Source organism: Aeromicrobium sp. S22 (assembly GCF_009661045.1).
GTDB classification, from domain to species: domain Bacteria; phylum Actinomycetota; class Actinomycetes; order Propionibacteriales; family Nocardioidaceae; genus Aeromicrobium; species Aeromicrobium yanjiei.
The window spans coordinates 244781-261974 of the sequence record NZ_WJWV01000001.1 but is presented as its reverse complement, the minus strand read 5'-3'; the positions used below and the strand labels follow the sequence as shown (position 1 = coordinate 261974).

Here is a 17194-nt window from a genome sequence, read left to right as displayed (position 1 = left end):
GGGCGAGCTGTTTCTACGATCTGGACGGTGTCGCTGTGGTCAGGCGGGCACCTTGGCGAGCAACCCGCCGTCGACCAGCAGCGAGGTGCCGGTGACGAACGACGCGTCGTCGGAGGCCAGGAACGCGATCGCGCCGGCGATGTCCTCCGGCGATCCCATGCGACCCAGGGGGGCCGCCGCCCCCGCTCCGGCTGCTGCGCCCGCAGGATCGTCCTGCGCGTCGAAGTAGCCCTGCAGGTTGGGCGTCAGGATGAAGCCGGGGCACACCGCGTTGACCCGGATGCCGTGCGGTCCGCCGTCGAGCGCCATGGCCTTGGTCAGCGCGAGGATCGCACCCTTCGACGCGACGTATGCCGCATCCTGCGGGAAGGCGGCGAACGAGGCCGTCGACCCGAGGGTCACGATCGAGCCGCCGCGCGGCACCATCGCGGGCCACAGGTGCCGGTTGAGCAGGTACAGGCTCGTCAGGTTGACGTCCATCTGGTGGTGCCACTCGGTCGGGGTCAGGGCGTCGAGCGCTCCGACCACCGTGATGCCGGCGGCGTGCACGACGATGTCGGGCGCGCCGTGCTCCGCGAGCAGGCCCGGGACGTGGGCCTCGACATCGGCCTCCGAGGCGACGTCGAACGCGCCGGTGACTGCCTTCGGACCGCAGGTGGCAGCGGCCTCCGCGAGGCGTGCCTCGTCACGACCGAGCAGCACCACCGTCGCGCCCTCGGCGGCGAGCCGCTCGGCCGCGCCACGTCCGATGCCCGAGCTCGCACCGGAGACCCAGGCGATCTTGCCGTCGAAGCGTCCGCTCATGCGTCGCCGCCCATCGGCAGCGCGGGCTCGCCGGCGGTCCAGCCGCCGTCGACCGCCATCACGACGCCCGTCACGGCCGACGACCACGACGAGGCGAGGAAGGCGATCGTCTGACCGATCTCCTCGGGCTCGAACATGCGGCCCAGCGGGACGCGACGCGAGACCGCGGCGTCCAGCTCCGGCGTCATCTGCTGCTTGGCCATGGGCGTCAGCGTGAAGCCGGGGCAGACCGCGTTGACGCGGATGTTGTCGGGCGCCCAGTCGATCGCGAGCGACCGCGTGAGAGCTGCGACGGCGCCCTTCGACGCCGAGTACGCCGACTGGTCGGGCAGGCTCACGAGCGCCGCCTGCGACGCGACGTTGACGATGGCTCCCGCGCCGGACGCCTTGAGCGTCTCGTACAGCGCCTTGCTCGTGTTGAACGAGCCCACGACGTTGACGTCGTACGTGCGGCGGAAGTCCTCTGGATCGACCTCGTGGGCCGGGAGGTTCGCGGTGATGATGCCGGCGCAGTTGACCAGGATGTCGACCTGGCCGTGCTCGGCGACAGCCGCCTCGGCTGCTGCCGTGACCGACGCGGAGTCGGTGATGTCGGTGCCGACGACGCCGGGAGCCTCGTTGAGGTCCCACGCGATGACCGTCGCGCCGGCGCCCCGCAGCACCTCCACGGTTGCCGCGCCGATGCCGGATGCGCCGCCGGTGACGACGGCGACCTTGCCTGAGAGATCGACCATGATGTCGTTTCCTTTCGTCAGCGCTGGGTTGCGCTGGGGTAGTCGGTGTAGCCGCGCTCGCCGAGGGTGTAGAACGTGTCCTCGTCCCACGCGGCGCGCTCGATGCCGTGCCGCCACCTCTCGACCAGATCGGGGTTGGAGATGAACAGCCGTCCGACGCTCACGAGGTCGGACTCGCCCGCCTCGACGATGGGACCGAGGTCCTCGAGCTCGCTGCGGCCCATGTAGCCGGTGTTGATGACGTACGTCGACGACCAGCGCCGGCGCATCTCGACGTGGAGCGTGGACGTCCGCCCGCGCAGGGTGTGCAAGTAGGCCAGCCCGTCGTCGTTGAGCTCGTCGACGAGTGCGAGGTAGGTCTCCTCGTTCCCGCGGTCGCTCATGTCGTTGAACTGTCCGCCGGGGGAGATCCGCAGGCCCACGCGGTCGGCACCGATCCGGGCCGCGACGGCGCGGACGACCTCGACCACGAAGCGTGCCCGGTTGACCGGCGATCCGCCGTACTCGTCGGTCCGCAGGTTCGTCGACGGGCAGAGGAACTGGTGCAGCAGGTAGCCGTTGGCGCCGTGCAGCTCGACGCCGTCGAGTCCGGCCGCGACGGCGCGCTCGGCGGCCGAGGCGAAGTCGTCGATCGTGGTCCTGATCTCCGAGGCCGTCATGGCGCGCGGCTCCAGGGCCGGGACCATCTCGCCGGAGAACGTCGCGACCTCGAGATCCGCGGTCACCGCGCTGGGGGCGAGCAGCTCGCCGCCCTCGGGCAGCAGCGACGGGTGCCCGATGCGCCCGGTGTGCATCAGCTGGCAGAAGACCCGGCCGTGGGCCTCGTGCACCGCCGTCGCGATGTCGGCCCACGCGGCCTGCTGGGCGTCCGTGTGGATGCCGGGGGTGTGGGGATAGCCCTGGGCGGCGGCGCTGGGGTGCGTGCCCTCGGTGACGATCAGGCCGGCGCCGGCCCGCTGGCGGTAGTACTCGGCAGCGCTCGCCGGCAGGACGCCGTCGACGTCGGCCCGGTTGCGCGTCATGGGAGCCATGACGACGCGGTTGGCCAGCTCGATGCGGCCCAGCTTCCAGGGGGTGAAGATCACGTCAGCCATGGGGTTCCCTTCGGGGTGTTCGGATCGACGGCCTGCAGCATCTGCATCGTGTTGTGCAGGGAGGCCGTCAGGTGGCTCTTCATCGCGACGCGGGCGCCTTCGGCGTCGCGCGAGGTCAGATAGGTGATCAGCTCGCGGTGCTCCTCGACCGCCTCTTGAGCCCGGCGGACCGTGGCCCCGGAGCGGGAGCGGGCGAGACGCAGCTCGACATTGACCTGGGTGACGGCCTGCGCGAGGCGATCGTTGCCCGCGTGCCGCACGATCAGGTGGTGCAGGTCCAGGGTGTCGAACACCCCGGGCCGCCGGCTCTGCCGCACCTCGGACGTCGACTGGTCCTGGAGCCGGGCCAGATCGGCCAGGCCCGTGCGGTCGATTCGCATCGCGGCCAGCTCCGCAGCCTCGCACTCCAGCGCGATGCGCAGCTCGAAGAGCTCACGCACCTCGCCGAGGTCGAGGCTGCGGACGAAGGCTCCTCGGTGTGACTCCAGGGTCACCAGCCCGAGGTGTGCCAGGCGCTGGAGCGCCTGGCGGACCGGGCCGCGGCTCACGCCGAGATCGGAGGCGATCTCGACCTCGTTGAGCCGCGACCCGGTGGGACGTTCGCCCTGCACGATCTGATCGCGCAACCTGGCCTCGACCTTGTCGGCCAGGGTCAGGTTGCTGCGGTCGATCGGCGTGACGCCGTCCCCCTTGAAGCTGTTGTCAGGCATCGATGTTGACGCACACCGTCTTGACGTCGGTGTAGTCGTGCATCACGTCGTGGCCCATCTCGCGGCCCCAACCGGACTCCTTCATGCCGCCGAACGGCATCGACGGGTCGAAGACGCCGTAGGAGTTGACCCACACCGTGCCGGCCTGGATCCGCGCCGCGACCGAGTGAGCCGTGGCGACGTTGCTGGTCCAGACGCCCGACGCGAGACCGTACCGGGTGTCGTTCGCCTGCGCGATGACGTCCTCGGTGTCGCTGAACCGCGAGGCCACGACGACGGGGCCGAAGATCTCCTCCTTGATGATGCGGGAGTCGGGCGCCGCGCCCGCGAAGATCGTCGGCTCGATGAAGTAGCCGCGCTCACCGATGCGGGCGCCGCCGGTGACGACCTCGCCCTCACCCTTGCCGACCTCGAGGTAGCCGCTGACGCGCTCGAAGTGCTCCTTGCTCGCGACCGGGCCGATCTCGCTGCTCGGGTCGAAGCCGTCGCCGACCTTGATCTGGCGAGCCTTCTCGGCCATGCCCGCGACGACCTCGTCGTACACGTCGTCGTGGACGTACAGGCGCGAGGCCGCGGCACAGGCCTGACCGGCGTTGAAGAAGATGCCTGCCGAGGAGCCGGCGATCGCGGCCTCGATGTCGGCGTCCGGGAAGATGATGTTCGCGCTCTTGCCGCCGAGCTCGAGGGTGACCCGCTTGAGGTTGCCCTTCGCCGAGTCGAGGATGCGACGTCCGGTCGCGGTCGAGCCCGTGAACGACACCTTGTCGACGTCCGGGTGCTCGGCCAGGCGCTGCCCGACCGTCGATCCGTAGCCGTTGACGACGTTGAAGACACCCGGGGGGATGCCTGCCTCGAGCGCCAGCTGGCCAAGACGCAGCGCCGACAGCGGCGTCGCCTCGGCGGGCTTCAGGACGACCGTGTTGCCGGCCGCGAGGGCCGGGGCCAGCTTCCAGGCGCTGATCGTCAGGGGGAAGTTCCACGGCACGATCAGGCCGACGACACCGAGCGCCTCACGACGCGTGTAGGTGTGGAAGTTGCCCGGCGCCGAGATCGGGATCGTGGCGCCCTCGAGCTTGGTCGCAAAGCCCGACATGTAGTGGAAGAGCCCGGCCGCGGACGGCACGTCGCCGCCCTTCGCGAACGCGAACGGCTTGCCCTGGTCCAGGGTCTCGACGCGACCCATCTCGTCGGCGTCGGCGAGCAGCAGGTCACCGAGACGCCACAGGGCTGCAGCGCGCTCATTGGGCTTCATGCGACGCCACGGGCCGTTCTCGAACGCCTCGCGGGCGACCGCGACCGCGCGGTCGACGTCGGCCGCGCTGCCCTCGGCGACCTGGGTGATGACCTCACCGGTGGACGGGTTGATCGTGTCGAAGACCTTGCCGTCGAGAGCGTCGACGAACTCGCCGCCGATCAGGAGCTTGGTGTGCTCGATGGGCGCGCTGATGTCAGGTGTAACAGTCATGGGTTCTCCTCAGTAGGGCGGGGAAGCGGAGCTGGAGCCGGCCGGCTCAGTGCTCGTGGATCACGACGCCGCGGATGTTGCGTCCCGCGTGCATGTCGGCGACGGCCTCGTTGATCTCGTCGAGCTTGTAACGGCGGGTCACGAGCTCGTCGAGCTTGAGCGTGCCGTCCTTGTACATCTGCAGCAGCTGCGGGATGTCGGCGGTCGGGTTGCAGTTGCCGTACATGACGCCCTGGAAGTGCTTCGCGAAGTTGGTGAAGTCCTGCGGGTTGATCGAGATGCCCTCGGTGGACTGGCCGACCGAGACGAGCACGCACGTGCCGGACTTGCCGACGGCGCGGAACGCGTCGCCGATGATGTCGCCGTCGACACGGCCCACGGTGATGATCGCGACGTTGACGCCCTGGCCGTTGGTCAGGTGGTCGATGCGGGACTGGGCCTCGGGGATCGACGCGTACACCTCGGTCGCGCCGAAGACCGCAGCCTGGTCGTGCTTGGCCGTGACGGGCTCGATGACGATGATGTGATCGGCACCTGCGTGCTTGGCACCCTGCACCGCGTTGGCGCCGACGCCACCGAGGCCCAGGACCAGCACGACGTCGCCGGGCTTGACGCCACCGTTGACGGCCGCGCCGAATCCGGTCGCCACGCCGCACGAGGCAAGGCACGCGAGCTCGAACGGGATGTCCTCGGGCAGCTTGACGGTCTGCATCTCGTGGCACACGAGGTAGTTCGAGAACGTGCCGAGGCGCGTGACGCCACCGACCGGGTTGCCGTCGGCGTCGTGGAAGCGCGGGGTGCCGTCCATGCCCATGCCGGTCTCCATGCCGGCGCCGTTGTTGCAGATGTACTGCATGCCGCGGGCGCAGTACTCACACTGGCCACAGGCCGGGATGAACAGGGTCGAGACGTGGTCGCCGACCTTGACCTTGGTGACCTTGGAGCCGACCGCCTCGACGATGCCGGCGCCCTCGTGGCCACCGACCATCGGCAGGTCGACCGCGATGTCGCCGGTCACGAAGTGGTCGTCCGAGTGGCACAGGCCGCTGGCCATGACCTTGATGCGGACCTCGTTGTCACCGGGCTCCTGGAGGTCCAGCTCCTGGACCTTCCACTCCTCGTTGAGACGGTGGATGACGGCTGCGCGTGTCTTCATGGTGGTGCCTTTCGTGGGGTTCGAGTCTGCGGGTGCGGGATGTTGCTAGGTCGCCACGTCGGGTCGGACCTCGGACTGGCGACGGCGTTCGCCGCGGCTCTTGACGAGCTTGGACAAGATGACGGCGATGACGAGCGCGCCGCCGTAGAAGAGCTGCTGGACGTACTGCTGCGCGCCCATGAGCTGCAGACCGGTGATCCCGGTGACCAGGAAGTAGACCGCGATGAGCGTTCCCCAGGGGTTGAAGCGACCGATCTTCAGAACGGTCGAGCCGAGGAAGCAGGCCGCGAACGCGGGCAGCATGAACGCCTGGCCCGACGTGGGGTCGGCGCTGGCGGTGGTGCCGGCGTAGATGACGCCGGCGACACCTGCGACACCGCCCGAGATGATCATCGAGGTCCAGCGCAGGCCCGAGACGTTGACGCCGTTGAGGCGAGCCACGTCGCGGCTCTGGCCGGCGAACAGCAGGCGCTGACCGAATGCCGTGTGGTCGAAGACGTACCAGATGATCACGCACAGGGCGACGGCGTAGTAGAAGTCGAGGGGGATCGACAAGAAGGGCTGCGTCAGCATCGTCTCGGACAGCTGGCGGTCGACGCCGGTGATCGTCACCGAGTTCGAGACCCAGTAGATGATGCCCTGCACGACGGTGCCGACACCGAGCGTCACGATGAACGGATCGATGTCGAACCGGGTGATGATGAAGCCGTTGACGACGCCCACGAGCATGCTGACGACGATCGCGGCGATGACCGCGGTCCAGATGTTCCAGCCTTCGTTGACGTTCAGCACCGCGACGACGACCGCCGACAGGTTGAGGGTCGAGGCCACGGACAGGTCGTAGTCGCCGGCGCGCAGCGGGACGATGAGTCCCAGCGCGAGCACCAGGAGCACGGCCTGCGAGCCGAGCATGTTGGAGATGTTGGCCGAGGTCGGGAAGGTGTCCGGCTGCAGCAGCGCGAACACGATGAACAGCACGGCCCACACGCCGAGGAGCGCGAACCTCTCGGGCTCCCCGGTGCGCTTGCGCCCGATCTTCTTCTTGGTGGTGCCCGGCGATGCCGGCGTGGTCGTGGTCATGACGCTTCCTCTGCATAGACGGCGGACGCGAGGGCGTCCTTGGTGATGTCGTCCCCGTTGAGCTCGGCCCGGACGTGGCCCTGGTCGAGCACGATCACGCGATCGGCCATCTCGACGAGCTGCTCGTAGTCGGACGTGGCGCACAGGACCGTCATGCCCTCCGCGACCGCGGCCCGGATGAGCTTGAAGATCTCGCGGCGGGCGCCGATGTCGACGCCTTGGGTCGGCTCGCTCAGCAGCATGACGCTGGGCGCGGTGTCCATCCACTTGCCGAGCAGGGCCTTTTGCTGATTGCCACCGCTCAGGTGACCGAACTGGGCGTCCGGGTTGGGCGGCACGACGTTCAGCCGGTCACAGGCTTCCTGCGCCTGGACCGCGAGCGCCTTCCAGTCCACCCGGAAGCCCTTCGCGCGGTCGGTCAGGAACGGCAGCGACATGTTCTCCTTGACCGTCAGGCCGAGCACACCGCCTTGTCCCTTGCGGTCCGCCGGGATCAAGATGACGCCGCGGCGCATCGAGCTGATCGGCTTGGGCTTGGAAACGGTCTCGCCGTTCTGCAGGATCTCGCCCGCACGGGCACGGCGCGCACCGTAGAGCAGCTCGGGGAGCTCCTCGAAGCCCGAACCGGCCAGACCCGTGATGCCGACGACCTCGCCGGCGTACAGGTCGAGATCGAGGTTGTCGATCCGGTTGCCGGTCAGCCCGCGCGCCGACAGCAGCGGCGGCCGGTCGTCGCGGACGACCGCGGTGCCCTTGGCCACGTGCTCGTCGCGAGCGCCGAGGATCAGCTGGACCAGGTCGTCGCGGGTCGATCCCGCAGTCGCCCGGGTGCCTGCGGTCTCGCCGTTGCGGAAGACCGTGACCCGATCGGTGACCTGCAGGATCTCGTCGAGATCGTGGCTCACGAGGAGCACCGCGTCGCCGTTGGCACGCAGGCGACCCAGCAGGTCGAACAGCAGACCGACCTCGTGCCGCGGCAGGAACACCGTCGGCTCGTCGAGGACCAGGATCTGTCCCCGTCGGTCCGCGTCGGAGCTCCGCTCCTGACCGCCCACCGCGCGGATCACGGCGACCATGGCCCGCTGGACGGGGGTGAGCATGTCGATCGTCGCGTCGACGTCGACGCCGACCTCGAAGCGTTCGATGAGGTCGTTGACCCGGCGGCGCTCAGCCGCCCAGTCGACGCGACGCATCGCGCCGGCGTCACCGAAGGCGTCGAGCGCCATGTGCTCCAGGACCGTGCCGGCCGGAGCCAGACCCAGGTCCTGGTGCACGAAGCCCATGCCCTGGTCCCGCAAGCCGCGCGGCCCGAACGGGCTGCGCAGCTCGCGGCCATGGATGCTGACCTGCCCGCCGTCGGCGTCGTGGAAGCCGGCCAGCACCTTGATCATGGTGGACTTGCCGCTGCCGTTCGCTCCGAGGAGACCGTGCACCTCCCCGGGAAGGACGTCGATGTCGACGCCGCGCAGGGCGGGCACGCCGTTGAAGGCCTTGTGAAGGTTCGTGACCCGGAGCAGCGGGGCGGGCGTGACCGCCCCGCTGCCGACGGTCGAGCTTCGAGTAGTCATGGGTTACTTGAGGCCCCACAGCTTGAGGAACGCGTCCGGGTACTCGTCGCCGAATCCCTTGCCGCTCTGCGGCGGGTTGCCGGTCTCGTCGACGTTCGAGGCGTCGATGAGGCGCAGCGGTCCGGTCTCGCCCTTGATCGGGTCCTCGCCGAGCATCGCGCGGAACGCGACGTCCAGGTTGACGTACGAGACCCAGTCCGGGTTCTCCGCGACGTTGACCGCGACCGAGCCCTCCTTGACCATCTTGAGGATGGCCGGGGTGCCGTTGAACGAGTAGACCTTGATGTCACGGTTGGGCGCGGCCTGCTTGATGCCGGGCACCGCGTAGAGCGCCATGTTGTCGTAGATCGGCAGGACGGCGTTGATCTTCGGATCCTTCAGCAGAGCCGACTGCACCTGGCCCTGGATCTGCGTCGACCACTGGGCGACGGGCACGTTCATGACCGTGGTCTTGGAGCCGCTGGGGCCCTCGGACTTCAGGGTGTCCTGGATCGTCTTGACCATGCCGGCCGACGGGCCGGTCTCGGAGGACTGGATGACCAGCGCGTGGACCGGATCGCCCTCGAGGTTGGCGATCGCGTACTGCGTGAACAGACGGGCTGCCTGGTTGAACGGGGCGAACGCCTCGTACTCCAGACCCGGGGTGCCCTCACCCTCGCTGTCGCTGAGGTGGAGCGGGATGACGGGGATGCCGGCCTTCTTGGCCGCGTCGATCTGCGGGCCGAGGGTCTCCGCGAGCGGACCGTTCAGCATGATCGCTCCGGCCTTGGCGTTGATCGCCTGCTGGATGCCCTGCTGGAACGAGGTCTGCGTGCCGTCCGAGGGGAAGGTCACGAACTTGATCCCGGCCTCGGCCGCGACCTTCTTCATGGCCTTCTCGCCGACCGAGTAGAACTCGGCCTTGCTGTCGATCGGGATCGAGTAGATCGTCTTGCCCTTGAGGGACGAGACGTCGATCGGCGAACCGAGGTCATCGGTTCCGGGGACGCCCTTGGCCTCCTCGACCTTGGCCTTCGCGGCCTCGGCCTTTGCGGAGTCACCTCCGCCTCCCGAGCCGCCGTCGGACGAGCTGCTGCCGCAAGCACCGAGCACGAGCAGCGCGGCAACGCCGGCCGCCAGTGCCGAGATCTTCTTGGTCTTCATCAAAAACTCCAATGTGTGGGGGGTGGGGCAGGTGATGTGCTGTCGATCGCCCTCGAAGTGCCGCTATCGGTTCGCGAGAGTGGGGTCTTCAACGAGGTCGTCGTAGATCCGGGCGATGGATCGACGCTGGAACATCTCGACGAGGGAGTCGGGGTAGCCGACGTACTCGTCCGTGTCGACGTGGATGTTGTCCTCGAAGCGGATCTCGTCACACGCCTGATCACGGTTGTGGCCTGCCGCGATCGCGGAGGCAACCTGCGACACGACCTCGCGACCGAGCGAGCGGTAGTGGTCGACCACCGCGCGATCGGCGACTTCGCCGTGTCCGGGAACCAAGTACTGGAAGTCGTACGCCGCGACGGCGTCGATCGCGTCGAACCAGTTCGCGAGGCGCGAGTCCTGGAACGACGGGAGGCCGGCCTCGCACACGATGTCACCGGTGAAGATGACCGCGTCCTGGGGGAACCAGGCGAGCAGGCTGTTGGCGGTGTGGCCCGGACGGAACGTGAGCTCGAGGCTCGCGCCGGGGACGTGGAGGTCGAGCTCCTCGCTGAACACGACGTTCGGCACGCGCACCGAGTAGTCGTCGACGAGCGCGACGGCATCCGGATCGATGCGCGCGAACAGGTCGCGCAGGTACTCGTCGGTCGGCGCATCGGTCAGCAGGCGCTCACGGGTGCCGCGGTGCGCGACGACGTCACCGCCCATCCAGAAGTTGCCGATCGTGTGGTCGGGGTGGTGGTCGGTGTTGACGATGAACCGGGTCTCGCCGAAGGCCGAGACCGTCTTGTTCCACTGCATCGCGTCGGTCGGGCGGTGCGGGGAGTCCACCAGGATGAGCTGGTCGTCGCCCACGATGATCGAGTTGTTGCTGCCCAGGTGGGCGGTCTCGACGTGGACGCGGGACGTGATCTGCTGCAGGGTCATGCGGGGTCCTCCTGGTTGGGCATCGACGGTCCACCGAGGAAACCGACGAGGTTCTCGATGCGCAGCGGGGCGAACACCTCGACGAAGACGGCCTCGCCCTCGATGCTGTGGCCGCCGTGGACCGCGCCACGCGGCACGATCGCGACGTCGCCCGCGCTGAGCGTCAGGTCGGTGCCGTCGATCGTGAACGCGATCTGGCCGCTCAGCATCACGATGGCCTGCTCGGCGTCCTCGTGGGTGTGCGGCGGCAGCTCGGTGGGGTGGACCCAGCGGATGTGGTTGACACCCATCTCGCGACCGGCTGCGGCGCGCCGGAAGTTGTTGGGCAGGCCCTCGACCTCGGGCAGCTGATCCCACGCGGTGACGTACATGCGTCCTGCTTCCGCTCGACGAACTATGACGCGTGTCACGCTATATCCGTCAACTGCAAACTGTCAACAGTTTTCAGTAAACGTCACGTTACGAAGCGAAAGTTCGCCGGGAAAACCCGAGAGGCCCGCGACATCACCCCCCACGGGGATGTCGCGGACCTCTGGTTCTTGGGTGCAGCGTTCAGTTCCCGGCCCGCTGGGCCAAGACCATTGCCTTGGCCGCGGCCCTCGCTTGACGCTTGCGGACGAGACGAGAGAGCACGACGGCAAACACCAGCGCTCCTCCGTAGAACAGTTGCTGCACGTAGTTCTGCGCTCCCAGCAACTGCAGCCCGGTGATTCCCGTGATCAGGAAGTACACCGCCACGAGCGTGCCCCAGGGATTGAAGCGGCCGATCCTGAAGGCCGTCGACCCCAGGAAGCAGGCGGCGAATGCGGGAAGCAGGAAGCTCGACCCAGAGGTTGGATCCGCGCCGCCGAGGGTCGCGCCGTACATCACGCCGGCGACGCCGGCCAGAAGGCCGGACACCGTCAGTGAGCCCCAGCGGACTGCCTCGACATTGACGCCGTTGAGACGAGCCATTTCCCTGTTCTGACCCACGAACAGCAACTGCTGGCCAAGGGGGGTGAACTCGAAGATGTACCAGATCACCAAACACAGGATGAACGCGTAGAAGAAGACGTTCGGCAGACCAAACAGCGAGCGATCGACCACCACGTCCGACCAGCCCTCCGAGAGCCCGGTGATCGTCTGCGAGTTCGAGATGCCGAAGACGAGCCCGGTCGCGACGGTCCCCATGCCCAGGGTCACGATGAACGGATCGATCTCGAATGCCACGACGATCCAGCCGTTGATGAACCCGATAAGCAGGCCGACAGCCAACCCGCCCAGGATCGCCACACCGATCGGCAGGTCGTGGTTGACGTTGAGCACGGCCGTCGTCATCGCCGACAACGTCAGCGTGCTCGCCGCCGACAGGTCGTAGTCGCCCGCACGCAGCGGCGTGAGAAGTGCCAGTGCCGCGATCAGCAGCACCGACTGCGAGCCCAGCATGTTGGTGAAGTTGGACGTCGACATGAACGTCTGCGGCATGAGGATCGAGAAGATCACCAGGAGGGCGACCCACGCGACAAGGAGGGCGTACTTCTGGGGCTCGAACACCTTGCGCGACGGCGCCTTGGCATCCGGTGCCGGGCTGGAGCCGGCATCTGGGGTTTGTTGGATGGTCATTGGAAGGTCTCCTTAGTAGCCGTAGACCGCGGAAGCGATCTCGTCCTTGCCGATGTGGTCGCCGGACAGCTCGGACCAGACGCGCCCCTCGCGGAACACGATGACGCGGTCGGCCACCTCCAGCAGCTGTTCGTAGTCCGATGTGGCACACAGCGCAGCCGCCCCGTCGTCGACCGCGCGGCGCACGAGCGCGAAGATCTCCGCGCGCGCGCCGACGTCCACGCCTTGGGTGGGCTCGTTGAGCAGCAGGATGTCGGGTTCGACCTCCAGCCATTTGCCGATGATGGTCTTCTGCTGGTTGCCGCCGCTCAGGTTGCGAAAGATCGCTTCGGGGTCCTGGGGCTTGACCTTGAGTGAGGCGCACACCGCGGCGATGCTCTCGCGCAGCTTCGCCCAGGTGATACGTCCCCGAACGAAGTTGCGGGACACGAGTGGTAGCGCCATGTTCTCCAGCACGCTCAGCTCGGTCGCCCCGCCCTTGGTCTTGCGGTCCGCCGGCACCAGCACGACGCCGGACTCGATCATCGTGCGCGGCGCAGCAGTCGTTACCTCCCGGCCGCCCACTTCGAGCCTGTCGAACGTCGCCGGCTGCGAGCCGTACAGGAGGTCAGCGACCTCCTCGTACCCTGAGCCGGCAAGTCCCGTGAGGCCGACGACCTCACCCGATCGGAGTGCAAGATCCACCCCGCGGGTGCGCACCCCGGAGAGGCCCTTCACCCGCAGCACCTCAGAACCAACGTCCGACGGTGCCCGTAGCGTGGCCCGGGCCCCTCGCAGCTCGTTGCCAAGGATCATCTGCACGAGGGCGCCGCGGGTGAGTCCTGCGACCTCAACTGTCCCGACATTGCGCCCGTCGCGCAGGACGGTGACCCGGTCCGCCATCTCCAGCACCTCGTCGAGGTCGTGCGAGACGAGCAACACCGCGTCCCCGCGGTCACGCAACCGGACGATCAGCGTCTTCAGGCGCTCGACATCGTGACGCGGCAGGAACACGGTCGGCTCGTCGAGGACAAGCAACCGGGGCAACCCGTCCGACGAGCCGCCCTGGTCGAGAGCACGAATGATGGCGACCTGGGCGCGCTCGATCGGCGACAGAGAGCCTGCTGGGCTATCGAGATCGACGTCGAGCTCGTACTCCGCCAGGAGCGCAGTGAGACGGGCCCGCTCTGCCCTCCAGTTGATCGGTGTCAACCGCTGACCGTTCTCGGGGCGCAGCACGAAGTGCTCCACGACCGTGGCATCTGCCGTCAGGCCGAGGTCCTGGTGGACGAAGCTGAGGCCGCGCTCACGCAGTCCGGCCGCGGAGATGTCACTTGTGACGTCGGCACCGTTCACGCGCACGGTGCCCTCATCGAGCGGGTGGAAGCCGGACAGGATCTTGATGAGGGTCGACTTGCCACAGCCGTTGGCGCCCAGCAAGCCGTGCACCTCGCCCGGCTCGATGACGAGGGCGGCGTCCTGCAGGGCGGGCACGCCGCTGAACGCCTTGTGGACCCCCCGCGCCTCCAGGACAGGAGCCGCGGGGGAAGACGTCGACCCGTGAAGAGATCGGCTCATTAGAGTGGCAGCCCCACGAACTTGCGATCGTCACGGTTGTCGACCGGAGATGGCCACGCACGCTTGGAGTGCGTCAGGCCCAGATCGACAACTGTCTCCGCCACGCGGAGGGCGAGCGGGCCCGGGTCGATCAGAGGGATAGGGCTGTTCGGCTGGGCGAGGCTTGCCGACTCGTGCATCGTCGTCGAGCCGAGCAACACGACGTCCGCGCCGTCCTCTTCCGCCGCCAGCCGGGCCTGCTCCACGATGTTGGCCGCCGTCTCCTCAAGCTTGCCGTCGAGGAGGTTGTTGAGATCGGGCGTCATCCCAAGGGAGCGGACCGAGGCCAGCTTGTCCTTGATCCCGTAGTTGGTGGCGCCCTTCTCGTACAGGTATGCCCACTTGTCCCACATCGTGATGACCGAGAACTTGCGACCAAGCATCCCGGCGAACGCGTAGGCCGCGGACCCGGGACCGATGACCGGGATGTTGAGCCGCGAGCGCAGGTGGAACAGGCCGGCGTCCGACACCGTGTCCATGACGACCGCGTCGAAGCCCTCCTCCTCCGCGTGCATGCCTTCGACGATGACGCCGTAGTCGTGGAGGATGTCCTTGAAGTAGGAGTCGAGCATGTCGCAGCTCGACGAGACCGGGCGGCAGACGATCTCCGTGGTGTCTTTGAGCTGAGCCTTCAGAGCCTGCTCGCGCCGCTTCTCGACGCCCTCTGCGTCGACGGGGACAGGAAGAATGTACAGGATTTTCATTGAATTTCCTTTCGGGAGGACGACTCAGGCGCCGTCAGTGATACGTCCGACAGAACGCTCGTGGGCATGACCGGCGTCGAGCATCGCCGAGAACAGATCAGGCTTGTCGAGCGTCCCCTTGCGGTACGCCGCTCGACTGTGGGTGAGGCCGAGGCTCAGGACCGATTCCGCCAGCTGGTAGGACACCGGGCCGGGGTTGAGCACCGGCACCGGCAGCCGCTCCGCGAGGTAGGCGTGCGCCTGGTGCATCGTCGTGGAGGCCATGAGGATCACGTGCGCCCCGTCCTCCTCGACGCACTGCTCCGCCAGCCGGAGGAGCTTGGGGTAGAACTCTTCCTCCTTGCCGGCCAACAGGTTCTCGACGTCAGGTGTGAAGTCTGTGAGCGAGCGCACCGACGCGCACTTGGCCTCGAGCCCGGAGTCCTTGAGCCCCTTGCGGACCGCCAGCTCCCAGGGGGCCCACATGCTGACGACCGAGAACTTGTCTCCGAGCGTCAGAGCCAGGGCGAACGAAGCCTTCCCGGGCCCGATGACCGGGATGTCCAGCACCGACCGGAGGGCCCAGAGACCGCTGTCGCTCACCGTGTCGATGCACACGGCATCGAAGCCCTCCTCCTGCGCCCGCATCCCGGCCTCGAAGATCGAGACGTCGGCGACCAGCAGGTCGTGGTTGCTGTCGAAGAGGGTGGGACCGGCCTTGACCCCGCGGTAGACGAACTCGATCTTGTCGCTGATCCCGGCGGACTGGGCCGCCCTGTTCGCGAGACCCTGCTCGCCGAACGGGAAGGGGACGATCACTAGGACGCGCTTCATTGGGGACTCCTTGTGGTGTCAGGTGTGGACGCTGTGTGGTCGTGAAGCGTGGTCACTTGGCGACGCCCCAGAGCTCTTCGTAGCCCTTGACGTACGCGTCGCCGTAGCCCTTGCCGAACTCCGGCGGCGTGCCGACCTCGGCGATGTTGCTGGAGTCGAGGATTCGCGTTGCCGTCTTCGGATCGTTGTTGGGCAGCGGCTCGAGGCCGGAGAGCACCCGGAACGCGAGGTCCATGCCCGCCCACCCGAGCCAGACGATGTCCTCGCCGACGTCGGCGACGTACACGTCCTTTTTCTGGATCATCTCGAGCGGCGCGAGGTTGCCGTTGAACGACGCCATCTTGACGCGATCCTTGGCACCCGCCTGCTTGACGCCCGTCGCAGCAAGAGTGCCCATGAAGTCGTAGTGGGGGGCGATCCAGTCGATCTTGGGATTGGCGGTCAGAGCCGTCTGGACCTGCGGGGTGATCTGCTGCGCCCACTGCGTGACCGGGACGTCGATGTGCTCGGTTGTGCACCCGGGGCAGTACTTCTTGATCTCGCCGTTGAACGCCTTGGTCATCGGGTTGTCCGGCGACAGATCGCTCGATCGGATCTCCAGGATGTTTGCCTTGCCCTCGGATTCAGCGATGATGTAGTCAGCCATCAGACGTGCACCACGCTCGAATGGGCCCCGGGTGAAGCCGGCCAGCAGGCCGTCGAGGGCCTTGGGCACCTCTTGGGTGTCGGTGTAGTTGTGGACGCTGATGACCGGGACGCCGGCCTCCTTCGCCTCACGCAGCTTCGGCGCGACCAGACGAGGATCGGTGCCGTTGCCGAGGATGATCACGTCAGCCTTGCGCGAGATCGCTTGGGCAATGCCGGAGGACCACTCGGTGGCCGCACCGTTGTTCTCGTACTGGATGAAGTTGATGCCGAAACGCTTGGCGACATCCTTCATCACCTTGTCCTGGGCGATGTTGAACGGCACCTGACTGTTGTTCGGGATGTTGAAGATCGTCTTGCCCTTGAGCGCGGCGACGTCCACGGGCGGCGCGTCGAGGTCGAACGTCGGCTCTGCCTTGTACTTCTCGACCTGAGCCTTCGCGTGCTCGAGCTGCGCCGGGTCGGACGCAGCATCGTCGTTGCCCGAGCTCTTCTCGCCGACGCCACACCCGGCCAGCACAAGGGCGCTCAGCGCCCCCGCTACGAGGGCTCGCGGTGCCCGCGACATCTCTGTGGTGATCCTGCTCATGATCGGTCCTTCGGTTGGTGAGGACCCGCGGCCGGCCAGGAACGCGTCGTACGACTACAGCGCGTCTCCCGAGCAGACGCATCGTCCAAGCCGCGGCGGGTGTTCGATGCGTCACACCTAAACAGTCTTCACAGCGTGCTGTCAACAGTTGGCAGCAAAACCGACAACAAATTATTTTGTTGTTTACATCGTGTGTTTTCAGACAGAAATCCGGCCCTGGGCGAAAGGGCACAACAAATTCCGGGCACGCCGAAGGCCCTCCGCTCCTGATGCTCAGCGGAGGGTCACGCGACCGGACAGGCCAAAGCCCTGCTCGCGAGGGGTGGCAAAACAGACCGCACGAGCGCACGTCTTGGTGATGGCCAAGAAGGCTCGGGCAAGCCCGGTTTCGGGCGTGCCGTGTCGGTGTTCGCCGGGTCGCGCGCGGACGCGGCTAGAAGGGCTTCAGCGCGTGCTTGGCCTTGAATTTGCGCAGCACGGGTCCACTCCAGTCGACGTATTGGTCGTACTTCTCGCGGCCGCACTGCACCGATGCCTCAGCGACGGTGCAGTGCGGCCCACGGA

General features: G+C 67.5%; 16 protein-coding genes. All 16 read right to left on the bottom strand.

The window, feature by feature from the left end:
- Positions 1-39 precede the first annotated feature (39 nt).
- Positions 40-804: an SDR family NAD(P)-dependent oxidoreductase gene (locus GEV27_RS01315; protein ID WP_153933266.1), complete on the bottom strand. Its 765-nt coding sequence runs from the start codon at positions 802-804 to the stop codon at positions 40-42.
- Positions 801-1538 carry an SDR family NAD(P)-dependent oxidoreductase gene (locus tag GEV27_RS01310; RefSeq protein ID WP_153654752.1) on the bottom strand — a complete coding sequence of 246 codons (738 nt, stop codon included), beginning with the start codon at positions 1536-1538 and terminating at the stop codon, positions 801-803. Before GEV27_RS01310 ends, GEV27_RS01315 begins: the two co-directional genes overlap by 4 nt.
- Before the next feature lie 17 nt (positions 1539-1555).
- Positions 1556-2632, bottom strand: coding sequence for an alkene reductase (locus GEV27_RS01305; RefSeq protein ID WP_153933265.1), 1077 nt, complete (start codon positions 2630-2632; stop codon positions 1556-1558).
- The gene (locus tag GEV27_RS01300; RefSeq protein WP_153909815.1) at positions 2620-3342 is read right to left on the bottom strand and encodes a GntR family transcriptional regulator; all 723 of its coding nucleotides are present in this window, start codon (positions 3340-3342) and stop codon (positions 2620-2622) included. The genes GEV27_RS01305 and GEV27_RS01300 overlap by 13 nt, the downstream gene beginning before the upstream one ends.
- Entirely contained in the window at positions 3335-4807 is a 1473-nt protein-coding gene (locus GEV27_RS01295; protein WP_153909814.1) for an aldehyde dehydrogenase family protein, read from the bottom strand. The genes GEV27_RS01300 and GEV27_RS01295 overlap by 8 nt, the downstream gene beginning before the upstream one ends.
- 46 nt (positions 4808-4853) lie before the next feature.
- Positions 4854-5963 carry a Zn-dependent alcohol dehydrogenase gene (locus GEV27_RS01290; protein ID WP_153909813.1) on the bottom strand — a complete coding sequence of 370 codons (1110 nt, stop codon included), beginning with the start codon at positions 5961-5963 and terminating at the stop codon, positions 4854-4856.
- A gap of 45 nt (positions 5964-6008) precedes the next feature.
- Positions 6009-7043, bottom strand: coding sequence for an ABC transporter permease (locus GEV27_RS01285; RefSeq protein WP_153909812.1), 1035 nt, complete (start codon positions 7041-7043; stop codon positions 6009-6011).
- On the bottom strand, positions 7040-8611 hold the full coding sequence (locus tag GEV27_RS01280; protein WP_153909811.1) for a sugar ABC transporter ATP-binding protein: 1572 nt from the start codon (positions 8609-8611) through the stop codon (positions 7040-7042). The genes GEV27_RS01285 and GEV27_RS01280 overlap by 4 nt, the downstream gene beginning before the upstream one ends.
- Positions 8612-8614: 3 nt before the next feature.
- A complete protein-coding gene (locus GEV27_RS01275; protein ID WP_153909810.1) occupies positions 8615-9754 on the bottom strand; it encodes a sugar ABC transporter substrate-binding protein in 1140 nt (379 codons plus the stop codon).
- Between the two features lie 63 nt (positions 9755-9817).
- Positions 9818-10681, bottom strand: a complete 864-nt coding sequence (locus GEV27_RS01270) for an MBL fold metallo-hydrolase (RefSeq protein ID WP_153933264.1) — start codon at positions 10679-10681, stop codon at positions 9818-9820.
- A complete protein-coding gene (locus GEV27_RS01265) occupies positions 10678-11052 on the bottom strand; it encodes a cupin domain-containing protein (RefSeq protein WP_153654761.1) in 375 nt (124 codons plus the stop codon). Before GEV27_RS01265 ends, GEV27_RS01270 begins: the two co-directional genes overlap by 4 nt.
- A gap of 181 nt (positions 11053-11233) precedes the next feature.
- Positions 11234-12283, bottom strand: a complete 1050-nt coding sequence (locus GEV27_RS01260) for an ABC transporter permease (protein ID WP_153909808.1) — start codon at positions 12281-12283, stop codon at positions 11234-11236.
- Between the two features lie 12 nt (positions 12284-12295).
- Positions 12296-13756 (bottom strand): sugar ABC transporter ATP-binding protein, encoded by a 1461-nt coding sequence (locus tag GEV27_RS01255; protein ID WP_194944099.1) that lies wholly within the window; start codon positions 13754-13756, stop codon positions 12296-12298.
- An 83-nt stretch (positions 13757-13839) separates the two neighbouring features.
- A complete protein-coding gene (locus GEV27_RS01250) occupies positions 13840-14583 on the bottom strand; it encodes an aspartate/glutamate racemase family protein (RefSeq protein WP_153909806.1) in 744 nt (247 codons plus the stop codon).
- Positions 14584-14607: 24 nt separating this feature from the next.
- Complete coding sequence (locus tag GEV27_RS01245; RefSeq protein WP_194944098.1) at positions 14608-15396, bottom strand: aspartate/glutamate racemase family protein; 789 nt, start codon at positions 15394-15396, stop codon at positions 14608-14610.
- Positions 15397-15448: 52 nt separating this feature from the next.
- The gene (locus GEV27_RS01240; RefSeq protein WP_153909805.1) at positions 15449-16630 is read right to left on the bottom strand and encodes a sugar ABC transporter substrate-binding protein; all 1182 of its coding nucleotides are present in this window, start codon (positions 16628-16630) and stop codon (positions 15449-15451) included.
- Between the last annotated feature and the right edge of the window lie 564 nt (positions 16631-17194).

Excerpts from the sequence above, each read along its gene's own strand:
- GEV27_RS01240 (WP_153909805.1), bottom strand. The coding sequence starts at position 16,630 with ATGAGCAGGATCACCACAGAGATGTCGCGGGCACCGCGAGCCCTCGTA.
- GEV27_RS01250 (WP_153909806.1), bottom strand. The coding sequence starts at position 14,583 with ATGAAAATCCTGTACATTCTTCCTGTCCCCGTCGACGCAGAGGGCGTC.
- GEV27_RS01295 (WP_153909814.1), bottom strand. The coding sequence starts at position 4,807 with ATGACTGTTACACCTGACATCAGCGCGCCCATCGAGCACACCAAGCTC.
- GEV27_RS01290 (WP_153909813.1), bottom strand. The coding sequence starts at position 5,963 with ATGAAGACACGCGCAGCCGTCATCCACCGTCTCAACGAGGAGTGGAAG.
- GEV27_RS01285 (WP_153909812.1), bottom strand. The coding sequence starts at position 7,043 with ATGACCACGACCACGCCGGCATCGCCGGGCACCACCAAGAAGAAGATC.
- GEV27_RS01300 (WP_153909815.1), bottom strand. The coding sequence starts at position 3,342 with ATGCCTGACAACAGCTTCAAGGGGGACGGCGTCACGCCGATCGACCGC.
- GEV27_RS01310 (WP_153654752.1), bottom strand. The coding sequence starts at position 1,538 with ATGGTCGATCTCTCAGGCAAGGTCGCCGTCGTCACCGGCGGCGCATCC.
- GEV27_RS01305 (WP_153933265.1), bottom strand. The coding sequence starts at position 2,632 with ATGGCTGACGTGATCTTCACCCCCTGGAAGCTGGGCCGCATCGAGCTG.
- GEV27_RS01315 (WP_153933266.1), bottom strand. The coding sequence starts at position 804 with ATGAGCGGACGCTTCGACGGCAAGATCGCCTGGGTCTCCGGTGCGAGC.
- GEV27_RS01275 (WP_153909810.1), bottom strand. The coding sequence starts at position 9,754 with ATGAAGACCAAGAAGATCTCGGCACTGGCGGCCGGCGTTGCCGCGCTG.
- GEV27_RS01245 (WP_194944098.1), bottom strand. The coding sequence starts at position 15,396 with ATGAAGCGCGTCCTAGTGATCGTCCCCTTCCCGTTCGGCGAGCAGGGT.
- GEV27_RS01265 (WP_153654761.1), bottom strand. The coding sequence starts at position 11,052 with ATGTACGTCACCGCGTGGGATCAGCTGCCCGAGGTCGAGGGCCTGCCC.
- GEV27_RS01280 (WP_153909811.1), bottom strand. The coding sequence starts at position 8,611 with ATGACTACTCGAAGCTCGACCGTCGGCAGCGGGGCGGTCACGCCCGCC.
- GEV27_RS01270 (WP_153933264.1), bottom strand. The coding sequence starts at position 10,681 with ATGACCCTGCAGCAGATCACGTCCCGCGTCCACGTCGAGACCGCCCAC.
- GEV27_RS01260 (WP_153909808.1), bottom strand. The coding sequence starts at position 12,283 with ATGACCATCCAACAAACCCCAGATGCCGGCTCCAGCCCGGCACCGGAT.